Source organism: Pseudomonas sp. 01L34 (assembly GCF_056400265.1).
Genome location: NZ_JBFTSX010000001.1, coordinates 902,759 through 925,424, shown reverse-complemented (window position 1 = coordinate 925,424; position 22,666 = coordinate 902,759). Strand labels below are relative to the sequence as shown.

The 22,666-nt window shown below is 60.8% G+C and carries 19 protein-coding genes; 10 read left to right on the top strand and 9 right to left on the bottom strand.

Annotated features, from left to right (window positions below; translation table 11 throughout):
* Positions 1-23 precede the first annotated feature (23 nt).
* Entirely contained in the window at positions 24-473 is a 450-nt protein-coding gene (locus tag AC1DQM_RS04100; RefSeq protein WP_230139160.1) for a hypothetical protein, read from the top strand.
* Between the two features lie 91 nt (positions 474-564).
* Entirely contained in the window at positions 565-2,691 is a 2,127-nt protein-coding gene (locus tag AC1DQM_RS04095; RefSeq protein ID WP_230139114.1) for a TonB-dependent siderophore receptor, read from the top strand.
* A gap of 74 nt (positions 2,692-2,765) precedes the next feature.
* Here AC1DQM_RS04095 and AC1DQM_RS04090 read toward each other — a convergent pair whose 3' ends face one another.
* Positions 2,766-3,449: a response regulator gene (locus tag AC1DQM_RS04090; protein WP_018928958.1), complete on the bottom strand. Its 684-nt coding sequence runs from the start codon at positions 3,447-3,449 to the stop codon at positions 2,766-2,768.
* Between the two features lie 3 nt (positions 3,450-3,452).
* Positions 3,453-4,871 carry a sensor histidine kinase efflux regulator BaeS gene (gene baeS / locus AC1DQM_RS04085; RefSeq protein WP_086945610.1) on the bottom strand — a complete coding sequence of 473 codons (1,419 nt, stop codon included), beginning with the start codon at positions 4,869-4,871 and terminating at the stop codon, positions 3,453-3,455.
* A gap of 113 nt (positions 4,872-4,984) precedes the next feature.
* Between baeS and AC1DQM_RS04080 the strand changes: the two genes are divergently transcribed.
* From AC1DQM_RS04080 to AC1DQM_RS04070, 3 genes are read left to right on the top strand one after another with little or no spacing between them, the layout of a single operon-like run.
* On the top strand, positions 4,985-6,181 hold the full coding sequence (locus AC1DQM_RS04080; RefSeq protein WP_230139116.1) for an efflux RND transporter periplasmic adaptor subunit: 1,197 nt from the start codon (positions 4,985-4,987) through the stop codon (positions 6,179-6,181).
* A gap of 2 nt (positions 6,182-6,183) precedes the next feature.
* Positions 6,184-9,330, top strand: coding sequence for an efflux RND transporter permease subunit (locus tag AC1DQM_RS04075; protein WP_192350333.1), 3,147 nt, complete (start codon positions 6,184-6,186; stop codon positions 9,328-9,330).
* Positions 9,327-10,712 carry an efflux transporter outer membrane subunit gene (locus AC1DQM_RS04070; protein WP_230139118.1) on the top strand — a complete coding sequence of 462 codons (1,386 nt, stop codon included), beginning with the start codon at positions 9,327-9,329 and terminating at the stop codon, positions 10,710-10,712. Before AC1DQM_RS04075 ends, AC1DQM_RS04070 begins: the two co-directional genes overlap by 4 nt.
* A gap of 27 nt (positions 10,713-10,739) precedes the next feature.
* On the opposite strand, the gene AC1DQM_RS04065 is transcribed toward AC1DQM_RS04070, so the two are convergent.
* Both AC1DQM_RS04065 and AC1DQM_RS04060 read right to left on the bottom strand, forming a co-directional pair.
* Complete coding sequence (locus tag AC1DQM_RS04065; RefSeq protein WP_230139123.1) at positions 10,740-12,503, bottom strand: L-lactate permease; 1,764 nt, start codon at positions 12,501-12,503, stop codon at positions 10,740-10,742.
* 105 nt (positions 12,504-12,608) lie between these two features.
* Entirely contained in the window at positions 12,609-13,247 is a 639-nt protein-coding gene (locus AC1DQM_RS04060) for a TetR/AcrR family transcriptional regulator (protein WP_230139124.1), read from the bottom strand.
* A gap of 100 nt (positions 13,248-13,347) precedes the next feature.
* Here AC1DQM_RS04060 and AC1DQM_RS04055 point away from each other — a divergent pair, with 100 nt between their 5' ends.
* Positions 13,348-14,001, top strand: a complete 654-nt coding sequence (locus AC1DQM_RS04055) for an NAD(P)H-dependent oxidoreductase (RefSeq protein ID WP_064617580.1) — start codon at positions 13,348-13,350, stop codon at positions 13,999-14,001.
* Between the two features lie 242 nt (positions 14,002-14,243).
* Here AC1DQM_RS04055 and AC1DQM_RS04050 read toward each other — a convergent pair whose 3' ends face one another.
* Positions 14,244-15,182 (bottom strand): class I SAM-dependent methyltransferase, encoded by a 939-nt coding sequence (locus AC1DQM_RS04050; protein WP_230139127.1) that lies wholly within the window; start codon positions 15,180-15,182, stop codon positions 14,244-14,246.
* A gap of 202 nt (positions 15,183-15,384) precedes the next feature.
* On the opposite strand from AC1DQM_RS04050, the gene AC1DQM_RS04045 reads away from it, so the two are divergent.
* Entirely contained in the window at positions 15,385-15,777 is a 393-nt protein-coding gene (locus tag AC1DQM_RS04045; protein WP_111453204.1) for a response regulator, read from the top strand.
* Between the two features lie 74 nt (positions 15,778-15,851).
* Positions 15,852-16,520, top strand: a complete 669-nt coding sequence (locus AC1DQM_RS04040; protein ID WP_111453205.1) for an HAD-IA family hydrolase — start codon at positions 15,852-15,854, stop codon at positions 16,518-16,520.
* Between the two features lie 25 nt (positions 16,521-16,545).
* Here AC1DQM_RS04040 and AC1DQM_RS04035 read toward each other — a convergent pair whose 3' ends face one another.
* A complete protein-coding gene (locus AC1DQM_RS04035) occupies positions 16,546-17,205 on the bottom strand; it encodes a methyltransferase family protein (RefSeq protein ID WP_111453206.1) in 660 nt (219 codons plus the stop codon).
* 166 nt (positions 17,206-17,371) lie between these two features.
* Between AC1DQM_RS04035 and AC1DQM_RS04030 the strand changes: the two genes are divergently transcribed.
* A complete protein-coding gene (locus AC1DQM_RS04030; protein WP_064617590.1) occupies positions 17,372-18,319 on the top strand; it encodes a pyridoxal-phosphate dependent enzyme in 948 nt (315 codons plus the stop codon).
* Positions 18,320-18,354: 35 nt separating this feature from the next.
* Here the strand turns inward: AC1DQM_RS04030 and AC1DQM_RS04025 are convergent, their stop codons facing one another.
* From AC1DQM_RS04025 to AC1DQM_RS04015, 3 genes are all read right to left on the bottom strand, one after another.
* Entirely contained in the window at positions 18,355-18,672 is a 318-nt protein-coding gene (locus tag AC1DQM_RS04025) for a DUF2388 domain-containing protein (protein WP_026286632.1), read from the bottom strand.
* A gap of 95 nt (positions 18,673-18,767) precedes the next feature.
* Positions 18,768-20,438, bottom strand: a complete 1,671-nt coding sequence (locus AC1DQM_RS04020; RefSeq protein WP_111453208.1) for a Na/Pi cotransporter family protein — start codon at positions 20,436-20,438, stop codon at positions 18,768-18,770.
* A 199-nt stretch (positions 20,439-20,637) separates the two neighbouring features.
* A complete protein-coding gene (locus AC1DQM_RS04015; RefSeq protein WP_018928973.1) occupies positions 20,638-20,934 on the bottom strand; it encodes a hypothetical protein in 297 nt (98 codons plus the stop codon).
* A gap of 452 nt (positions 20,935-21,386) precedes the next feature.
* Between AC1DQM_RS04015 and AC1DQM_RS04010 the strand changes: the two genes are divergently transcribed.
* Entirely contained in the window at positions 21,387-22,505 is a 1,119-nt protein-coding gene (locus tag AC1DQM_RS04010) for an NAD(P)/FAD-dependent oxidoreductase (protein ID WP_018928974.1), read from the top strand.
* The last annotated feature ends 161 nt before the right edge of the window (positions 22,506-22,666 follow it).

Genomic DNA, 22,666 nt, shown 5'->3' with positions numbered 1-22,666 from the left:
GATGTTTCAGCGTGGAGGTGGGCATGTTTCTGGTTCATAAAAAGGGCTTCGTTTCCGGCAAGAAAATGGTCGACGGGCTGGTGCCCTATGACTTCTTTTGTGAAGACAATCCGGCCATCAATCTGTTTGTGTTTACGGGTTCTACCGCGCAGGGCAAAACGGTCGAGGAGCAGACGCTCTGGGGCTTTACCCGGCTGGAGCGTTTCGAGGCGCTGACCAGCACCCTGGTATCGAACAAAAAAAATGATGGCTGGTTTCAAACGGTCAATGTGCTCACCGGGCCTGCCCAGAACGGCACCCAAAGCGTGAAATTTCAGCGGGTGCTGAAGATCATCAAGCATGCCGCTGTATCGAGCCGTGTCGCCAGCAAGGTGCAATACGAGATCCTCACGGATGACGGCGACACTTATTTCACCCGTCCGCCCACGACAGCAGACAGCGCGCAAACCATCATCTATGTGGCAGAGCAATAACTCGTTAGTTAATAACCGCGAAGGTGTTTACTGGAAATACATCGCACCATATAATGAGAATCATTACTACTAACTCATTGAGTGCAACGTCTTGAGCCATCCCCACCTCTTTGCCCGCCGCAAGGTTTTCATCAAACACGCGCTGCCGACACTGTCCTGCGTGATGTTCGCCGGTCCTTTGTGGGCACAGGAACTGATCGAACTGCCGACCACGGATATTCAGGCGAGCCGCGTCAGCCAAGACACCAGCTACACCACCTCTCAAGCCAGCACCGCAAGCAAAAGCGATGTGCCGATCAAGGAGGAGGCGCAATCGGTCAATGTCGTAACCCGGCAAACCCTGGCCGACTATCAGGTGCGCTCGCTGGACGACGCGATGAAGTTCGTCAGCGGCGTCAGCCAGGGCAACACCCTGGGCGGTTCCCGGGACTCGTTGGTCAAGCGCGGTTTCGGCACCAACGATGACGGCTCGATCCTGCGCGATGGCGTGCGTTCCAACCTGGGGAAAAACTTCAGCGCCACGACGGATCGCATCGAAGTGCTCAAAGGGCCTGCGTCGATGCTGTACGGCGCGCTGGAACCCGGCGGGTTGATCAACGTGATCAGCAAGAAGCCTGAATACACCCAGAGCACGACCCTGAGTGGCTCGGCCTACAGCGAAGGCGGCGGCACCATGGCCGTGGACACCACCGGGCCGCTGGGCGATACCGGCCTGGCCTATCGCCTGATTGCCGAACGCGGCCACGAGGATTACTGGCGCAACTTCGGCGTGAATGAAAGCACCCTGGTTGCACCCTCGCTGACCTGGACGGGCGACCGTGCCAGCCTGACCCTCAGCTACGAATACAACGATTACTCCAAACCCTTCGACCGTGGCACGGTGTTCACCAATGGTCATCCGGCGGACATCGACTACGACAAGCGCCTCGACGAAAAATGGGCCAAAAGCGTCGGTATCCGTGAATTGGCTACCGCGCGTTTCGAGTATCAGCTGAGTGACGACTGGAAAACCCGCGTTACCTACGGCTGGAACAACGACCGCTACAGCCTCTCGATTGCCCAGCCGAGTTCGTTGACCGGCAACAATCTGCGACGGGCTGCCAACGGTGCTCACTACGATGACGAGACCCGTTACGCCAGCTGGGATTTCATCGGCCAGCAGGAACTGTTTGGCCAGCGCCATGACTTGCTGATCGGCGCGGACACCGAAGCGTCCGACCAATTCCGTGGCAAAACCTACCGTAATACCGCGCAGTCAGGCTTCGACATCACCTCGCCGGTTTATGGTCGTCTGGCCGAGCCGAGCCTTGTCAGTGCCAGCCAAAGTGACCTGAGCAACCAGTTGAACTCCAGCTCCGTGTACTTCAAGGATAACTGGCACCTTGATGACCGCTGGATCCTGGTTCTCGGCGGTCGCCAGCAGCATTTCGATCAGTACAGCGATCAGGGCCGCGGCAGCAGCTACAAGGTCAACCGCGACGATAACGGCGATGCCTTCGTGCCGTTCCTGGGGCTGGTTTACAAAGCCACCGACAGCTTGTCGCTGTACGGTAACTACAGCCGTTCGTTCAAGCCCAATACCCAAGTCGACGATGCCGGCCATACCTTCGATCCGGAGGAGGGCCGCAGCTATGAGGTGGGCGCCAAGTACGATCCGCTGCCGGGGCTGAACATCAACCTGGCGCTGTTCGACATCGAGAAGAAAAACGTCGTGACCACCCAGACGGTCGGTGGCGTCAGCCTCTCGGAGGCGGCGGGCAAAGTCGGCTCACAGGGCCTGGAACTGGACATCACCGGGCGTGTGGCCGAGCGCTGGGACCTGATCGGCACCTACGCTTACACTCACACGGAAATCCTCGACGATCCGGATGACGAAGGTCACCGCCTCGCCGATGCGCCGAAGCACACCGCAAGCCTGTACCTTACCCATCACCTGAATGTGCCTACGGAGTTCGGGGCCTGGCATGCGGGCGGCGGTGCGCGTTATGTCGGCGAGCGTGCGGCCAACAATGCCAACGATTTCTGGCTGAGCAGCTACACCGTCGCCGATGCCTTCGTGCGCTGGGAGGCGCCGATGTTCGGGTACAAGACTTCGCTGCAGTTCAACGTCGACAACCTGTTCGACAAACAGTACTACCCGTCCTCCACTGGCAGCCAACTGGCGGTCAATGTCGGCGAGCCGCGCACGGCACGCCTCAGCGCCAGCGTGACGTTCTGATCGCACTGTCTTGATGTGCCGCCCCGTTCTGCCCGTGGAACGGGGTGGTAGTCTTCCTTCATCTCGACGACGCTTCAGGCGTCGGCGAGCTGAAACCGATAACCCACCCCATACAACGATTCAATCGGATGCTCCCCCGGGCAGGCTTGTTCGAGCTTGCGCCGCAGATTGCGGATATGGCTGTCGACCGTGCGGTCGGTGACCACCCGGTGATCGGAGTAGATCCGGTCGAGCAACTGATCCCGGGAAAACACCCGTCCCGGCGAGCGGGCGAGGGTGCTTAGCAGGCGCAATTCCAGTGGTGTCAGGTCCAGCGTTATGCCGTCGAGGGAGGCCAGGTACTGTTCTTCATCAATCTGTAGACGCGGTGGTGCGGACGTCAAAAGCTGCGGGCTGCGTCGCAGGATGGCTTTGACCCTGGCCACCACTTCACGCGGGCTGAAGGGTTTGCAGATGTAGTCGTCGGCGCCCAGGTCCAGTCCGAGCAGGCGATCCACTTCCTCGACGCGGGCGGTGATCATGATGATCGGTACGGCACTGAAACTGCGCAGTTCCTTGCACACTTGCAGGCCATCGCGTCCAGGTAGCATCAGGTCGAGCAGGATCAGCCGCGGCTCGCGGGCACGGACCGCCGGTACCACCTCCAGCCCGTTGTCCAGGCATTGGGTCGCATACCCAGCGGCGATCAGGTAGTCACGCATCAACGCGGCCAGTTTGGGCTCGTCTTCGACGATCAGGATCGGGTTGTCGTTGACCATGGTTCAGGCATTCCGTGGCAGGCGCAGGGTCAGCCAAAGGCCACCCAACGGGGAATGATCGGCACTGAGGCTGCCGCCGTGAGCGAGGGCGATGCTGTGACAGATCGCTAGCCCCAGACCGGCGCCACCACTGGCACGGTTGCGTGAGGTTTCGCCACGGTAGAAACGCTCGAACAGACGCGGCAACTGATCCGCGTCGACCCCGGGGCCGGAATCCAGGAAATCGATGCGTACGTCGTCGCCATCGCTGGCCGCACGAATACGCAGCACACCGCCTTCATCGGTATAGCGCACGGCGTTTTCCAGCAGATTGCCGAACAGTTGCTGCAAGCGCTTGGGGTCGGCTTCCACTCTTAGGGGGGGTGTCGGCAGCTCCAGCTCCAAGCGCAAGTGCCGGGCATTGCAGCGCTCCTGGAACATCGCCACGCAACTTTGCAGCAGATCGTTGAGATCGCATTCGCTTTTGCGGTAGGTCAGCGCGCCCACATCGGCCAGGGACAGTTCATACAGGTCATCCACCAGTTTGCTGAGCATGCCGACTTCGCCTTGCAGCGATTTCATCGACGACTGATCGAGGGTGCGCACACCGTCTTCGATCGCTTCCAGTTCACCTCGCAACACCGACAGCGGGGTGCGCAGTTCATGGGACACATCGGCCATGAACTCCCGGCGCATTTTTTCGTTGCGCTCCAGCGTATACGCAAGTTGATTGAAGTCGCGGGCCAACTGACCGACTTCGTCATTGGAGGACACCGCCACCCGGTTGCTGTACTCGCCTGCGGCCAATCGATGCGTGGCGGCGGCTACTCGCTTGACGGGGTCAAGCAAAGTGCGGGCGATCCACCAGGCGATCAGCATTGCCAGCAGCAACGAGAACACGCCCACGGCCAGACTGGTGCGCAACAGGTACAGGCGAAAGCGTTCACCGCCGGCTTCGGTCACGTTCTGGAACGGCGTTACCGCCAGCCAGCCGACGGTTTTACCGGCCACCTCGATCGGGCGCATCAGGGCGTCGTCGGCAATCGCCGAGTAGCCCATGACCAACTGCTTTTGCTGGTCCAACAGAGCGATGCGAAACACCGCGCCGGTCAGGTCAGACGTGGGCAGGGTCGGCTGCTGCGGGTTGGTGAAGTCTACGCCCGGCTCCGGTCGCATGAGTTCGAACCAGCGATCCGGCTGGTTGCGCAGAAATTCCCAACTGCCTTCGCGCTCATAGGCGCTGGCCAGGCGCGGCAGCACCGGGGTCATGCGCAACAGAGCCTGTTCGTTGAGGTAATCGAGAAAGCCTTTGCCGAAGCTCCAGCCGTTGGCCAGCCCCATGCTCAGGATGACAAACAGCACACTGGCCAGTACCGCGATAAACAGTTTGGTGGAGATACTCAGTTTCATGGGCTCGGGCAGGTCGGTGAATGGCCCGCCCATTTAGGCCCTGGCGCGACGAAGATTCAAGGGCGGCAGGCAATCTTCAATTTTCCTGCACATTTGCCTCGCAGTATGGCGTCTGGCTTCAGCCACCCCGTCTTGCAGAGGCATTTATGTCGACCAAAACTCTCGCCAAATCCCTGGTAACCGCCGCGGTTTTACTGTCCTTGATCATTCTGGTGGTGTTGAGCGGTTGCTCCCCCGGCGCATCCGCGCCCGTTATCGAACCGGCCAAGGTGTCAGTGATCACGGTGCAACCCAAAAGCCAGGCGCTGACCACGGAGCTGGCCGGGCGCACTCAGGCGTTCATGATCGCCGAGATTCGCCCGCAGGTCGGCGGTATCGTCCAGCAACGGCTGTTTGTCGAAGGCGCCGAGGTCAAGGCCGGGCAGGCGCTGTATCAGCTGGACGCGTCCTCATACAAGGCTGCATTGGCTGAAGCACAGGCGACCCTCGCCAAAGCTCGCGCCACGTTGAAGTCGGCCCAGGCCACAGCCAGGCGTGATGCCCAGTTGGCGAAGATCGATGCCATCAGCCAGCAGGACAACGAGGATGCCCAGGCCAGTCTGCTGACCGCCGAGGCTGAACTGCAAGTGGCCCAGGCCGGCGTGGATACGGCGCGCATCAACCTGGCCTATACCCGCATCAGTTCTCCCGTCAGCGGGCGCATCGAAACTTCGACGGTCACCCCTGGCGCATTGGTGGTGGCCAATCAGGACAGCGCACTGACCACGGTGCAGCAACTGGACCCGATCTACGTGGATATCACGCAATCGACCACTGAGCTGTTGCGCCTCAAGCGCGACCTCGCCAGCGGTGTGCTGCAAAGCAACGGCGAGGGCGAAGCGCGGATCAGTCTCAAGCTCGACGACGGCAGCACCTACGCCCATGAGGGCCGCTTGAAATTCAGCGGGGTCAGCGTCAATGAGGGCACCGGCACCGTGACCCTGCGGGCGGAAATTGCCAACCCGGACCGGCTGTTGCTGCCGGGCATGTATGTGCGGGCGGTGCTGGAGCAGGCCCGGGACGATCAAGCGATCCTGATTCCGCAGCAAGCCGTGACCCGCAGCGCCAGTGGCGTGACGTCGGTGTTGCTGGTGGTCAATGGCAAGGTCGAACAGCGCGTGCTGACCATCGATCGCGCCGTGGGCAACCAATGGTGGGTCACCTCGGGCCTGACGGCGGGTGACCAGGTGATTGTCGAGGGCGGGCAGAAAGTCCGGGTCGGCGCCCCGGTGCTGGCGCAAAACCCGGGCACTCGCAGCCGCACGCGGCAATCGGCGCCGACTGCCATTGCGCAGGAGGGCTGAGCATGGCGCGGTTCTTTATCGATCGACCGATTTTTGCCTGGGTCATCGCCATTGTCATCATGCTCGCCGGCGCCTTGTCGATCAGCCAACTGCCGCTGGAACAGTACCCGGACATCGCGCCGCCAACGGTACGGATCTCCGCCACCTACACCGGCGCCTCGGCCGAGACCGTGGAAAACTCGGTGACGCAGGTCATCGAACAGCAGATGAAAGGGCTGGATAACCTGACCTACATGTCGGCCTCCAGCAGTTCGGCGGGCAGCGCCAGCATCAGCCTGACCTTTGCCGCCGGCACTAACCCTGATGTGGCGCAGATGCAGGTGCAGAACAAACTGCAACAGGCTGAATCGCGACTGCCGCAATCGGTGCAGAGCGAAGGCCTGACCGTGACCAAGGGCGGTTCGGACTTTCTGATGATTGCCGCCCTGGCCTCGGACAACCCAAGCGTTACCGGCACCCAGATCGGCGACTACATTTCCAGCACCTTGCTTGACCAGATCAGTCGAATCGATGGCGTCGGCGACGTGCAGACCCTCGGTTCGGGTTATGCCATGCGCATCTGGCTGGACCCGGCCCTGTTGGAAAAGTATGCGTTGATGCCCTCGGACATCAGCAGCGCCCTGGAAGCACAAAACACCGAGGTGTCCGCCGGCCAGCTCGGTGCCTTGCCAGCGGTGGCCGGGCAACAGTTGAACGCCACTATCAGTGCCCGCAGCAAGCTGCAAACCGCCGAAGAATTTCGCAACGTGGTGGTCAAGTCCACCAGCAATGGGGCGGTGGTGCTGTTGGGGGATGTGGCGCGGGTCGAACTGGGCAGCGAAAGCTACGACGTGAGTTCTGCCCTCAACGGCAAACCTGCCGCCGCCATGGGCGTGCAGCTCGCCGCCGGGGCCAATGCCCTGAGCGTGGGTGAAGCGGTGAAGGCCAAACTCAAGGAACTGGAGCCTTTCTACCCTGCGCAAATGCAGCTCAAGAACGTGATCGCTTACGACACGACCCCCTTTGTCAGCCTGTCCATCGAAGAGGTGGTCAAGTCTCTGGGCGAGGCCATCGTGCTGGTGGTGCTGATCATGTTCCTGTTCCTGCAGAATCTGCGGGCCACATTGATCCCGGCGATCACCGTGCCGGTGGTATTGCTGGGCACCTTCGGCGTGCTCGCGCTGTTCGGCTATTCAATCAATACCCTGACCATGTTCGCCATGGTCCTGGCCATCGGACTGCTGGTGGACGATGCCATCGTGGTGGTGGAGAACGTCGAGCGGGTGATGAGTGAGAAGGGACTTTCGGCGCTGGCGGCGACTCGCCAGTCCATGGCGGAAATCACCAGCGCGCTGATCGGCATCGCTCTGGTGCTCAGCGCCGTGTTTATTCCCATGGCATTTTTTGGCGGTTCCACCGGGATTATCTATCGGCAGTTTTCGGTGACCATCGTCTCGGCCATGCTCCTGTCGGTGTTGGTGGCGATGACCCTGACACCGGCCTTGTGTGCGACCTTGCTCAAGCCGTCCGATGCCCAGGGCCATGGTGCGCAAAGCGGCTTCTTCGGCTGGTTCAACCGCAGCTTCGAACGCAGCGCCTTGCGCTATCAACAATGGGTCGGCGGCATTTTGCAGCGTGGGCGTAGGAGCCTGCTGGTGTACGGAGTGATTTTGCTGGCGATGGGCGCTGGTTATGCCAGCCTGCCGACTTCGTTCTTGCCGGACGAAGACCAAGGCATCCTCATGGCGCAGATCCAGTTGCCGGTGGGCGCCACCGATAGCCGCACTCAGGCAGTAATGAAGCAGTTCGAGAGCTACATGCTCGAACAATCGGAAGTCGAGGCGCTGATCAGCATCAGCGGTTTGGGCATGGGTGGCAACAGCCAGAATACCGGCCGGGCTTTCATCAAACTCAAGGATTGGAGCGAGCGTTCAGGGAAAGGGCAGGACGCGGCTTCTATTGCCCAACGTGCAACCCTGGCGTTGGCGAGCATTAGCGATGCCAACGTGTTTGTCATGCAGCCGCCGGCTGTACGTGGCCTGGGGCAAAGTTCGGGTTTCGACCTGCAACTCAAAGACCTTGGCGGGCTGGGGCATGACGCCCTGGTCGCCGCGCGGGAGCAGTTCATCGAGTTGGCGAAGAAAGACCCGCGACTGCTGGGAGTACGCAGCAATGGCCTGGACGATACACCGCAGCTCAAAGTCAGCATCGACGATCGCAAGGCCGGCGCCTTGAGCCTGAGCACCAGCGACATTAACAGCACCTTGTCCACCGCGTTGGGCGGCACTTACGTCAACGACTTCCTCAACCAGGGGCGGGTGAAGAAGGTCTACGTGCAGGGCGAGGCGTCGGCGCGGATGCAGGCGGCCGACCTGGAGCACTGGTTCGTGCGCAACAGCAAAGGTGAGATGGTGCCGTTTTCCTCGTTCGCCAGCAGCGCGTGGAGCTATGGCTCGCCGTTGCTGGAACGCTACAACGGCAACGCCTCGCTGGAGGTGGTCGGTGATCCGGCACCGGGGGTGAGCGCCGGGGTTGCGATGGATGCGGTGGAAGCGATCATCAAACAACTGCCCGAAGGCATCGGCTACGAGTGGACCGGGCAGTCATATCAACTGCGCTTGTCCGGCTCCCAGGCGCCGCTGCTGTACGGGATCTCGGTGTTGTTTGTGTTCCTCTGCCTGGCGGCGTTGTACGAGAGTTGGTCGGTGCCGTTTTCGGTAATGCTGGTGGTGCCGCTGGGGGTGGTCGGCGCGGTGCTGGCGACCCGCTTCAGTGGTTTGAGCAACGACGTGTACTTCCAGGTCGGGCTGTTGACCACGGTGGGACTGGCGGCGAAGAACGCGATCCTGATCGTTGAGTTTGCCAAGCACCTGCAAGAGCAGGGCAACAGCCTGCGGGACGCGACACTGACTGCCGTGCGCCAACGCCTGCGACCGATCCTGATGACGTCTTTGGCCTTCATGTTCGGCGTGTTGCCACTGGCATTGAGCTCCGGCGCCGGTTCTGCCGGGCGCCAGGCCATCGGTACTGGCGTGCTGGGGGGCATGTTCAGCGCCACCGTGCTGGGGATCTTCTTTGTGCCGCTGTTTTTCGTACTGATCCGTCGTCGTTTCGGTCGCGTATCCACCGCAACAACCGCCAACCCAACCGCGCAGAAAGGTGATGCATGATCAAGTTTCATTGGCCCTTGTTGGCTGCTCTGGTGTTGCTCAGCGGTTGTGTCAATCTGGCGCCGCAGTATCAGCGTCCCGAAGCGCCGGTCGCCGGGCAATGGTTGCCGTCGACCAGCGTGGCCTCAGGCGATGCGGCGGCGGATATTCACTGGCAGCAGTTTTTTACCGACAGTCGCCTGGCGCGCTTACAGACCCTGGCGCTGACCAACAACCGTGATTTGCGTCTGGCCAGCCTGAACATCGAAAAGGCCCAGGCTCAATATCGCATTCAACGGGCGGCGGCGTTTCCCACCATCGATGCCGGAGTCAGCGGTACACATAGCCGCACGTCCAGCAGCGGCACGGCGAGCACCAGTCATGAGTACAGTGCGCAACTGGGGCTGAGCAGTTATGAACTGGATGTGTTCGGGCGGGTACAGAACCTTCAGGACGAAGCGCTGGAAGACTATCTGGCACTGACCGAAACCCGGCGCAGCACCCAGATCAGCCTGGTGGCTGAAGTGGCCACGGCCTGGCTGACGCTGGCGGCGGACAACGAGCGTTTGCAACTGGCCCAGGAAACCCTGCGCAGCCAACAGGCAACCTACGAACTGACCCAACGCAGCCATGCCTTGGGCGGTTCTTCCGGCTTGGCCCTGGCCCAGGCGCAAACCACTGTGGAGTCGGCCCGAGGAGATGTGGCGGTCTACGCCAGTCAGATTCTCCAGGACCACAATGCCTTGCGCTTGCTGGTCGGCAGCGATATTCCCGATGAACTGCTGCCCGGCGCGAGCCTGCAATCGGTCGCGCTGCTGGTGCAGGTGCCGGATGAGTTACCGTCCAGTCTGTTACAACGGCGCCCGGATGTGCTGGCCGCCGAACACACCCTCAAGTCGGCCAACATGGATATCGGCGCGGCGCGGGCGGCGTTCTTTCCGAGCATCAGCCTGACCGCCAATGCCGGTTCTGCAAGTTCGGCCTTGTCCGGCCTGTTCAAGTCCGGCAGCGGCGCCTGGACCTTCGCCCCGAGCGTCAGCCTGCCGATCTTCGATGCCGGCAGCAATCGCGCGACACTGGATGCGGCCAAGGTCGAGCGTGAAATTCAGGTGCAGACCTACCAGCAAACCTTGCAGACCGCCTTCAAAGAAGTGGCCGATGCCCTGGCGGTGCGCAGCACCCTGGACCAACGCCTGACGGCCCAGCAAGCCTTGACCGACGCCAGCCGTAAAAGCTTTGAACTGGCCGACGCGCTCTATCGCGGCGGCTCGCAAAGCTACCTCGAAGCGCTGGACGCCCAGCGTTCGTTGTACAGCGCCCAACAGGACCTGATCACCCTGCGTCTGGCCGAGCAGAGTAACCGGGTGACGTTGTACAAGGTGATGGGGGGCGGCTGGAATTAATGTTCGCGATGAGGCCCGCCCCCTGGATCAGTGCCCGCCCACCACCATATGGCTAAACGGCGCCACATACGCCTGCAACGTCACCAGCCCGCCGACCAGAATTGCCAGCACCACGGAGTGGAAAAACACGTAGCGCAGGATTTCCCCTTCATGGCCGTACCAGCGGGTGGCGGTGGACGCGACCACGATCGACTGGGCGTCGACCATCTTGCCCATGACCCCGCCGGAACTGTTCGCGGCGGCCATCAGCACCGGGCTCAGGCCCAGTTGCTCGGAGGTCACCCGTTGCAAGCCGCCGAACAGCACGTTGGAGGCCGTGTCCGAGCCGGTCAGGGCCACGCCGAGCCAGCCGAGCAGGGTGCCGAACATCGGGTAGAAAATGCCCGTTGCGGCGAAGGCCAAGCCCATGGTGGCGTCGAGGCCCGAATAGCGGGTGAGAAAACCCAGGGCGAGCATCGCCACAATGGTGGTGAGCGAATAGCGCACCACCCACAGCGTTCGCAGATAATGGTGCAGCAGTTGCGGGATGGAATAACCCATCAGCAGCCCGCCGAGGATCGCCGCGAGCAAGATGCCGCTACCGGTGCTGGTGAACCAGGTGAACTTGTAGATCGCGTCCTCGGTTTTCGGCGCGGGCACCACGGGCGGGACCTTCTCGATCTGTTGATGAATCGTGGTGAAGGTCACGGTCGGGGCAAAGATCGGGTTGGCCTCGCGCATGGGCTTGCCCTGCGGATCAAGCCTGGCCGAGTGGGTTTGCGGATCCATGGCCGGGCGGGTATCGAACAGGTTTTTGAAGCTTTGGGTGCCCCAGGCGAAAACGAACACCGTGAGGATGATCCACGGCATCCAGGCGCGCATTACGGCGGGTTTTGCATCGCTGGCAAAGGTCGCGCTGGCGACGGGTTTTTCGTCATGCTCTTCGGCAATTTTGGAATGGTCGACTCGCCCTGACAGGGCGGCCGAGGTATGCACCGTGGCCGGTTTCCAGACCCTGAGGAAACCGGTCAGGCAGGCCATGGAGATCAGCGCCGCGATCACATCCACCAGCATCGGCCCGTGGTAGTTGGAGACGAGGAATTGCGGTATGGCGAAGCTGACGCCGGCAACCAGAATCGGCGGCCATATTTCCAGCATCTTGCGCCATCCGGCGAAGGCCCAGATCAGCCAGAACGGCACGATCACCGAGAAGAACGGCAACTGCCGACCGACCATCATCGACAACTCCATTTCATCCAGACCGGTCACTTTGGCCAGGGTGATGACGGGCGTACCCAGAGCACCGAACGCCACGGGCGCGGTATTGGCAATCAACGCCAGGCCAGATGCGGCCAGGGGCGAGAAACCCAACCCGATCAAAATGGCCCCGGTTACCGCCACGGGAGTGCCGAAACCGGCGGCCCCTTCGAAGAAAGCACCGAAGCAGAAGGCAATCAGCAGCAATTGCAGACGTCGATCGTCGGTGATGCGCGCCAGGGAGTCTTGCAGCACTTTGAACGAGCCGTTCTCGGTGGTCAGCCGATGCAGGAAAATAATGTTGAGCACGATCCAGCCAATCGGCAACAGACCGTTGGCGGCGCCGAACAGTGCGGCCGAGCCCGCCATGTTCGCGGGCATGCCGAAAGCGAAAATCGCGATCAGCAAGGCCGAACCCAGGGCCAACAACGCCGCCAGATGCGCCTTGATGTGGAAAAACGCCAGGGAAACCAGCATCACCACCACCGGCGTCGCCGCCATCATGGTTGAGAGCACCGGGTTACCGAAGGGGTCGTAGATTTGCTGCCAGACCATTTTCCACCTCTGCTTTTTATTGTGGGTAGCGCGGGGAAGGTGGCTTGAGTATAGGTGGCAATACGCTGCTGTCCTGGCGAGTGCTTGCCAGCCCTACGATGCGCTTTAGGTTTCTAGACCCTCCTGACGTGCGCTCCTTTCGACCATCGCCACGATCGTTTCGAAGAGTTCGTCCTGTGCCTGCTCCGCGGTGATTTCTCCGGTCGCGGCGGCATGGGACAGCGCCTCGGCGGCACCGAGCATCGCCCGAAGACTCGCTGGCGCGATATCACCGGTTCCGGCGAAGGGGAGCAGGGCGTTGCGGCACTTGCCCATGAAGATCGCTTCGTACTCGCGCTTGATCTTTTCCAGCTCGGGCGAGCTCGTCAGCGCCGCGATCACACCCGGGATCTCGCGGCCCTGAAGCAGAACGCAGTCGACATAAGACGAGGCGATGACCATTGCCTTACTGGGCAGTGTCGGTTCACTGGCTTCAAGCGCGGTATCCATGAGCGCGGTCTGACGTGCGTCGAACTCCTGATAGAGCACCGCCAGCAACCCGGGGCGGGTGGTGAAGTGATCGTAAACCACCGGTTTTGTGACCCCCGCCTGTTCGGCGAGCCGGCCAAGCGTCAACGCGTCCGTACCTTCCTCTCGAACGAGTTGCCAGGCGACATCCAGCAACTGGCGCAGGCGCTCCTCCCGCGACATCCGCCGGCGCGGTTGCGGACTGGAATCTTGCTCGGGTGTTTCGGTGCTTGACATGGCTATATACCAAAAGTAGCTTACTGAGCGTAACTTACCAAGAGTATATAAGGCTCGCCTTTCACCCTCAATCACTCATTCCGTAGCAGGAGATTTCGCCATGCACGCGCTCATCGTTGTGGCTCACCATGACCCCCAATCGCTTACCCATAGCCTCGCGAGACACGTCGCTGAAGGAGTATCCGAGGCGGATGCCGACCACTCTTTCGAAATTGCGGACCTCTGGGCGCAAGGGTTCGATCCGAGATTCGGCGCGGCCGATCTCGCCGTCCATCACCGTGAAGCACCGCCGCCCGCCGATGTGGCCGCCGAGCAGGCGCGAATCGATCGCGCCGATGCACTGGTGCTGGTTTATCCGGTTTATTGGTGGTCGATGCCGGCGCTGCTCAAAGGCTGGATCGACCGTGTGTTCGCCAATGGCTGGGCGTTCGATTTCGCGGCGGATGCCAGGTTGGAGAAGAAGCTTCGCCATCTGCGGGTTCATCTGGTGGGTGTTGGCGGTGCCGACGCAGGAACCTATGCGCGCCACGGTTATGCCGACGCCATGAAGACGCAGATCGACCATGGGATCTTCGATTATTGCGGTGCTTGCGTGGTGACGTCCGAGTTACTGCTCGAATCGGAAATCCAGGAACCGACGGTTCATCTGCAGGCTGCGCGCGCGATCGGTCGTGAGCTTTTCGCTGCCTCCGGACGCTGCGACGCGGAGCAGGATGTTCAGCGTTGCCGAGCGGTCAGCGCCGAGGCTTTTTGACAGGCAAAAAAAGAGCCTCAAAGCTCTTTGATGGGGAGGAAGTAGAGCCGAGAGGCTCAAGATGCGCATGAAACAAGGGGTGGGCTTATTGGGGTTCAGTTCACCCACCACTTACGCAACGGCTTAAACCTCCAACCGCTGCGTATCATCATCGTAGGAAGCCGCGGGTTCGGGCTCAAGTACCATTAGTCTACTGAGTCTGGCCGGCCTGCCTGGTGTTGAATCACCCTTTTGATTTTCAACTAACCCTGCCTGAACACCAACGCCTTCAACCCACACTCAACATCGGCATCGGGAAACTCCGGTGGATTTTCCAGCCGTTGCTCAAACCGCAGGCTCGGTGCTTCGCGAGTGACGCCGTCGATGAGGAAGTCCGCGCCAAAAGCCGGGTCGTTCATGCAGGCCAAAACCGTGCCCTGGGGGCTGAGCAGTTCCGGGAGACGGCGCAGCACGCGCTGATAATCCTTGGTCAGCAGAAAACTGCCTTTCTGAAAGGACGGTGGGTCGATGATCACCAGATCATAAGGGCCGCCATTGATCACTTTGCCCCAGGACTTGAACAGGTCGTGGCCGAGAAAGCTCACCTTGCTCAAGTCATGGCCGTTGAGCCGGTGATTGTCGCGACCACGGCTCAGGGCCGCGCGGGACATGTCCAGGTTGACCACATGGGTAGCGCCTCCCGCGATGGCGGCCACTGAAAATCCGCAGGTATAGGCAAACAGGTTCAGCACCCGCTTGCCGTCAGCATTGGCCCGCACCCAATCGCGGCCGTAGCGCATGTCGAGAAACAGGCCGGTGTTCTGTTTGCGGCCCAGATCCACGCGATACTGCAGGCCACCCTCGGTGATCGTCATCTCCTCGATCGGCTCCCCGAGCAGCCATTCGGTGGTGCTTTCCTGTAGATAGCGATGTTGCAGGAGCAAGGTATGTGCGCCGGAGGTTTTCCACGCAGGCGCCTGTGTGATCGCCATCAGTCGCTGCTTCAAATCGTCCAGTTGCGACGCTTGCGGCTCCTTGAACACACAGACCAGCATCACGCCCTGGAGCCAGTCGACGGTCAATTGCTCCAGCCCCGGCCAGCAGCGGCCACGGCCGTGGAACAGCCGACGGGTTTCTGCGGGGGCTGTCGCAAGCGCAGTGAGCAAATGGTCGTGGAGGATGGAGAGGGCATCTGGATTCATCGGGCAGGGTCGGTCATGTGGAAAGGGCGGCATTTTAACCACAATTATGCGCGGACAAACGGTCATGTTTAGCGTCCTGGAACGGAGAATGCCCTGGATAGGTGTATCAAAAATGAATTTTTCGCGAGGTCCGCTGTTCATACCTGTAGGTGGCGGATTTGAGCCTGCGAAACTATTTGCGCAATCAGGGAGTGGCACAGTCATGAGTCCAGCATCAACGGCGGGCGCGCGCTTGTCTGGCGGATTGATTCTTGTGGTTGAGGACGACCCGTTGATCCTGGAGTTTCTTTGCGAAATTCTTCAGGAGGAAGGCTTTGCGGTTGAACCACAGATCAGCGCGGACGCCGCATCGCAGTTTCTGGAACAGCACGCCCCGCAAGTGAGGTTATTGCTGACGGACATCACCATGCCGGGCAAACTCAATGGCGCGGACCTGGCCAATCAGTTTGGCGACCGTTGGCCAGACAAACCGATCATGATCATGTCCGGCTTCGAAACTCCGAAAAGCTCCGGAGTCAAGCATCCGGTTTCGTTCATCAAGAAACCCTGGGCGGTGGGGCAGTTGCTCGATTGTGTGAAAAACGCCTTGGAGTAGAGCCGAGCCCTGTAGCGGGTGGTGTACATTGCCTGGCAACACCTGCCTGGTTCTTACCGAAGGAAACCTCCCTTTTGTCTGTTCAAACATCCCTGCTCAACAGCTCATACCGCGCCTTCCTGTTTGATATGGACGGAACCGTCCTCAACTCCATCGCCGCCGCCGAGCGGATCTGGACAACCTGGGCGGTGCGCCACGGCGTCGATGTCGAAACCTTCCTGCCGACCATCCATGGCGTTCGCGCCATCGACACCATCAATCGCCTGGCGTTGCCAGGGGTAGATGCCGAAGCTGAAGCGGCGTGGATCACCGAGGCGGAAATCGATGATGTGGAGGGGATTGTCGAGGTGTCCGGCGCGGCGAATTTCCTCAAGTCGCTGCCCGCCCACCAATGGGCCATCGTCACCTCTGCGCCGCGGGCCCTGGCGTTGCGCCGAATGGCCGCGGCCGGTATTCCCGAGCCTGGCGTGATGGTTACCGCCGAAGATGTCAGCGCCGGCAAGCCCGATCCTGCGGGCTATCGGCTGGCGGCTGGTCGACTGCAGGTGGACCCAGCCGAGTGCCTGATCTTCGAAGACGCCGACGTCGGAATTCGCGCAGGTGAAGCGGCGGGTGCCAACATCATGGTCATCACCGCGACCCACGTTCATCCCCTTCAGACCCGGCACGCCACACTGGCCAGTTATGACTCGGTCACGAGCCATGTGGATGCCAATAACCTGATCCGCTTACACTTTTTATAATCGACACGGCCCTGATGTGGTCAGTTCAGTAGATCCCCGGAATCAATCGCCAGCTACGGGCGCAATAAGCTTCGTATTCGTTGCCGAACTGCGAGCGTAACAGCGCTTCTTCAGAGCGAATGCGGGCGATCAGCGGTATCAACATCAGCGCCACCAGCAGTAACCCGACACCGGAACGAAAGGCCAGCGCCCAGCCCACGCCATTGATCAGCAGCCCCAGGTAGCTGGGGTTGCGCACATTCCGATAAATTCCGTCGGTGACCAGGCGGTGTCCAGGTTGAATTGCCACCAATCCGCTGAAGCGCTTGCCCAGTACAAACACCGGCCACATCCGCAACGCGCCGCCGCCAATGAACAGCAGCGCACCCAGCCAACGCACGCCCTCGCCACCGAAGGTCCAGAAGTCGATCCGGTCGGTGTAGGCCGGCAGATACCCGCTCAACAACCCGAGCACCCCGAAAACCGGCAGCACCCAGCGATTGGCCCGGTCTTCACGTTCGCCAGTGCTCAAATTGCCCTCACTGAACAACGACACGATCGCCATCACCAGGGTCGCAAGCGCAATGACCACCAGCGGTGGATGCGAGAAAAACGCCGCCAACCCGCCCAGCCCGAACACCGCGAGAGCGAGGTAGGCAAGGGTGCTGACGAGGGCGAAAAACGCGAGTTTGGCTGAGATTTTCATAACTGATCTCGCAAAAAGGGCATATCACCAGTGTAGAGGGCAGTCCGTTATGAGAGCGGTAGTCGTCGAGCAGGGTGAACTAAGCTTGGATAAGGATGAGCCTGTCCGTTCACTTCCGGCCCGTTGAAAGATCTCAACGCGCCGGTGCTGTCACAAGGAGCACACGATGCTTCACATCAGAACGCCCCTGATTCTGCACCCGGGTCTGTCGACTCCGACCCGGCGAATCTGGCTCAAGCTGGAAAACCTGCAACCCAGCGGCTCGTTCAAACTGCGCGGCATGGGCCTGTTGTGCAGCCAGGCGGCGGAGCAGGGCAAGCGCAAAGTTGTCTGCCCATCCGGTGGCAATGCCGGTTTGGCCACGGCGGTGGCCGCCGCCAACCTTGGGCTGAAAGCCTGCATCGTGGTGCCGAACACGACCCCGGAAACCACCCGCGCCAGGATCAGAAAAACCGGTGCCGAGGTGATTGTCCATGGCAAGGTCTGGGACGAGGCCAATCAACGGGCGAAAGAACTCGCGAAGGGCGCAGACACCGAATACGTGCCGGCTTTCGATCACCCGGTGTTGTGGGAAGGGCACAGCACCATGGTCGATGAAATCCTCGAGGACTGCCCTCAAGTCGATGCGTTGGTGACGTCCGTGGGGGGCGGCGGTTTGCTGGCGGGACTGCTCACCGGCCTGATCCGTCATCAGCGCATGGATTGTCGGATCGTTGCGTGCGAAACCCAGGGGGCGGCGTCGTTCGCTGCCGCTATCGCTGCCGGGCACCCGGTCAGACTGCCGCGCATCGACACCGTTGCCACCTCACTCGGCGCCGCGCAAGTGGCCGCCTGGCCGGTGCAGCACATCCTTGATTTCCCGCATGAATGCGTGGTGCTTAGCGATGATGAGGCGATCATGGGCGTGGTTCGTTACGCCAACGACCTGCGCCAGTTGGTCGAACCGGCGTGTGGCGTTTCATTGGCGATTGCCTACCTCGATCATCCAGCAATTGCCGAGGCCCATGACGTGGTGATTGTGGTGTGCGGCGGCGTCAGCATCAGCGCACAGTTGGTCGCCGGCTGGGCACGCCTGTCTGCCGGGGTCGAAAAACACAGCGTTGAAGCAAGGTAGGGCTGTCACTAGCCCTACCGCTTACGTTTCAGACTTTATTGACCGGCTGGAACACCTTCTTGAACGAGGATCGCTCTGGCCAGGTCTTCATCGCTGGCCTTCAGGTCGGGATGATTCTGGCGAATTTCCTTCAATACCGACTCCAGGTAAACGCCACGGATCGTACCGCCGCTGGCGACAAAACTGGAGGCGTCATCCCGGGCGGGAATGACCATTTTGTGATCCTTGAACGTTGAGTACAGCGATGCGGATACCCCGGCTGAGGTGGCGACATCGCCCGCATCCACACGGGCCATGGCTGAGCCAAAGGGCAAGCAAAGCACGAGTGAAGATACTAAAAACAGACGGCGCATGACGGCGTCCTCCGAAGCGTGAAGCGTAAAAGAAGTAACACATAATTTAGGATGCCCGGCGGTGGTCAGGAGTTCCCTGTCGATCTACATATGCCTCACTCAATTCCAGCCAGATCTACCGTCATGCGACCCGTAGCGGGAGCATCGATGCTCTCGACCGAGCGCTCACCGGCGCGTTCGAGCAGCGGATACGCCAGGGCGGCGATGTGGTGATGCATGCGCCGGTAATCACGCAGTACCCGCTGGAAAATATCACCGGATTGCGCCCAGGTACTTTTGTCTTCCTGCAACTGGCGAAAGTGCTCGCGGCTGGCGCAGGCTTCGAGCCTTCTGACGGTCTCCTTGCGCTGGATCAGTTGATGGGCGGTGGCGATGTCTTCGCGCAGGAACACGGTGATCGCCAGGCTCAGGCTTTCCAGAACGGCGTCGTGCAGCGGGGCGATGTTGCCCAGTTCGAAGGCCGAGAACTGTTCACCCCGACGCAAGCGGCGCATGGCCAACTGCGTGAGGCTGCTGGAAAGAATGTCCGCGGCATGTTCGAGGTTGATCACGAACGTGAGGATTTCCTGGGAACGATCGGCATCGCTGTCACTGATGCCTTCCTTGCCGATGTCGGCCAGATAAGCGCGAATCGCCGCGCTGAGCAGGTCCAGGGATTGATCGATCCGCTGCACTTCATCGGCGCAGGCCGGTAGCGATGTGTGGAACAGCTGCAGCATCCGGCCGAGCATGGTCGAGAACATGTCGGTCATGCGCAACGCTTCGCGAGCGGCATTCGACAGGCCGATGTTGGCCACTTCCAGGCCGGCCTCGTCCAGATAGCACGGCATGCCAGGATCGACATCCCGCTCAGGTGCCGGCAGCAGTCGGGTGAGGGCATTGGCGAGTACGTCGGTCAGACCGATGAACACCAACGCCAGCAGTAGATTGAAACCGGTGTGCAGGCACACCACCAGGGTCGAGGGCGCGAGCGGCGCCTGAGCGAGCAACCCGGCAAACGGCAAGACCGCCAGAGCACCGACCGCACGCACCAGCAGGTTGCCCAGCGGCAGGCGTCGGCCGACGCTCGATCCGGCGTTGATGACCGAGGGCAGCGCACCGCCAATGTTCACCCCCAGCACCAGCGCGACGATGGTGCTGGCCGAGAGCATGCCAGTGGCGGCCAGCGAGACGATCAGTAACACCACGGCCACGCTGGAGTGGCACAGCCAGGTGAGGATCAGCGCCACCAGCAGCGCAATGACCAGATCGCCCTCGAGGCTCTGCATGATCAGCTGGAAGATCGGCGTGCCTTCGACTTCCGCCAATGTGGAGCCGAGCATGTGCAAGGCCAGGAGCATCAGCCCCAGGCCGATCAGTGCACAACCGACGCTTTCGTAGCGCGAGTCATCGCGCAGACGAAAGACGATCAGGCCCGCCAGCAAAACGCTGGGCGTGAGCATCGACACATCAACGCTGAGCAATTGCACCACCAACGTCGAGCCGATGTTGGCGCCGAGCATCACCGCCAGGGCCGGCGCCAGTCCCAGCGTCCCGGCGGCAGTGAACGAGGTCGCCATCAGGCTCACGGCGGTGCTGCTTTGCAAGACCCCGGTGATACCGATCCCCGACAGCAACGCCATCCAGCGGTTGTTCAGGTTGTGGCCCAGCCACTGACGCAGCGGCGTGCCGAAGCCGCGTAACAGCGCCGAAGAAATCATATGAGTGCCCCATAGCAACAGGGCAATGGAGCCGGCGAGGTTGATCAGTAGAGTAGTTCCCGACATGAGGGCTCTCCCTTGTTTCGTATTGCATTTATTGAAGGCCCGGAACCCGGCTCGTGGTATCTGAATAACACCCGTGATTGTGGTGTTACTTGATGGTCCGCAACTAATTCCAATAATTCAGATTTTTTACGGGCAATAAGAAGTTGTCGGATTCCCGTTTAAGGAAACCGTTCTGGAAGGACTTTGAAGTGCCTTCAGATCAACTGAAAATGCATGCCCCGATAGACAGGCCGAGCATCAGGCTCGCCTGCTGGAAGAGGCGCGCGATTCGCCGACTTTGTGGGTCCTGACTGTCGTCGAAGCTCCAGCGTTGCTGAAGCCGGCCCGTCGTTGGGCAGACACGCCAGTTGGCACGAGGGCGCACCTTGGCGTGGGTAGAAGGGGCGGAGAACGGGGCGCAGAGCCGAGTCGTCGGCAGACGCTCACGGCAGGGCTTGACCCGCATGGTCGATGCAAAGGCGCGTACGCCCGGCAGTACAGTGGTTTTGAAGTTCATAACATGCCTCTGGGCCGGAATGATTCCGGTGAGGCAAGTTACGGTGGAGCCTCAAGCTCTAGCGCAGCTCACCCGACCGAAAAGTCGAGGCCCGTCATTGTCTGGGTTATGTGCCAGATCCTGCGTGTGAGCAGTCATCCGACAGCGACTAGATACTGTGTCCATTGAATTCTTTTGTGAGTTGAAAAAAGCCGTTGTTATCGGCCGGCGCAATTTACTCAGGCAGGTTGGCAAAGTCAATCGCCGATAGCCGGTTAAGGTTGTGTTGAAGGGGGGAAGTTGGAAAGTGTTCAGGTCAATGACAGTTAATTGTTATTTTGAATGATCGTTAAATGGGAAATTAAACATAGAGTGTGAACGCCACGTAGCAGACCGTATGAGTTCATGCTGGCGATATCCTCCAGCCTGATCAATTATCGCATCCAGGGCTGGCTTGAATGAGTGGAGGGCAGGTGAGCGTCGATATCGAATGCGTGGTAGTCGGGGCTGGCGTGGTCGGCCTGGCGGTGGCCAGAGCCTTGGCCCGGACCGGACGAGAAGTGATCCTGGTCGAGGCGGGCGAGGGGATTGGCGTGGGCATCAGCTCGCGCAATTCGGAAGTGATCCACGCCGGGATCTATTACCCGAGCGGCAGTCTCAAGGCGCAATTGTGCGTGGAGGGCAAGCAACGCCTGTATACCTTCTGCGATGAGCGCGGTGTCGATTACCGGCGCCTCGGCAAGCTGATCGTGGCCACCGATGACCGTCAGCGCCATGCCTTGCAGGCGTTGCTGGAGCAAGGCCGGCGCAACGGTGTCGATGACCTGCAATTACTGGATGCCGGTCAGGCACGAGCGCTTGAGCCGGCGTTGTTTTGTGTTGCAGCGCTTTGGTCACCGTCTACCGGGATTGTCGATTCTCATGCCTTGATGCTGGCGCTTCAGGCCGATGCCGAAGCCTGGGGCACCTCGGTGGCCTTTCATACGCCGCTTACATCGGCCCGTTGTACCGAACAGGGTTTCGAGCTGCACATGGGGGGGACTCAGCCGATGACCTTGAGCTGTCGTGAACTGATCAACTGCGCCGGACTGTCTGCGCCAGAGGTGGCGAGCCGGATCGAAGGCTTGCCGGCGCGGCACGTGCCCAAGGCTTGGCTGTGCAAGGGCAGTTACTTCAGTTTCAGTGGCCCGGCGCCGTTCCGGCATCTGGTTTATCCAGCACCGGAAAGCGCCGGGCTGGGCGTGCACATGACCCTGGACCTGGGTGGTCAGGCCCGTTTCGGGCCGGATGTCGAATGGGTCGAGCAGATCGATTATCGCGTCGACCCCCATCGTGGCGAAGGCTTCTATCAGGCGATCCGGCGCTACTGGCCGGCGTTGCCCGATGACAGTCTGCAACCGGCCTACAGCGGCATCCGCCCGAAAATCAGCGGGCCGACCGAGCCGGCCGCCGACTTCATCATCAGCGGCCCGGACGTTCACGGCGTACCGGGTTTGGTTAACTTGTTCGGCATCGAATCGCCGGGGCTGACCAGTTGCCTGGCGCTGGCCGAACGGGTGGTGCAGCGTTTAATTCGCAATGAAACGCTGTAGCAGCTGGCGAAGCCTGCGTTCGGCTGCGCAGCAGTCGTGAATCCTGCGCACGTGGTTTATCTGACCCACCCGCAGCGTATGGTTTAGCGACTGCTGTGCAGCCGAACGCAGCCTTCGGCAGCTGCTACAAAGTCGTGCGGCGCAACCGATGATCAGGGTTT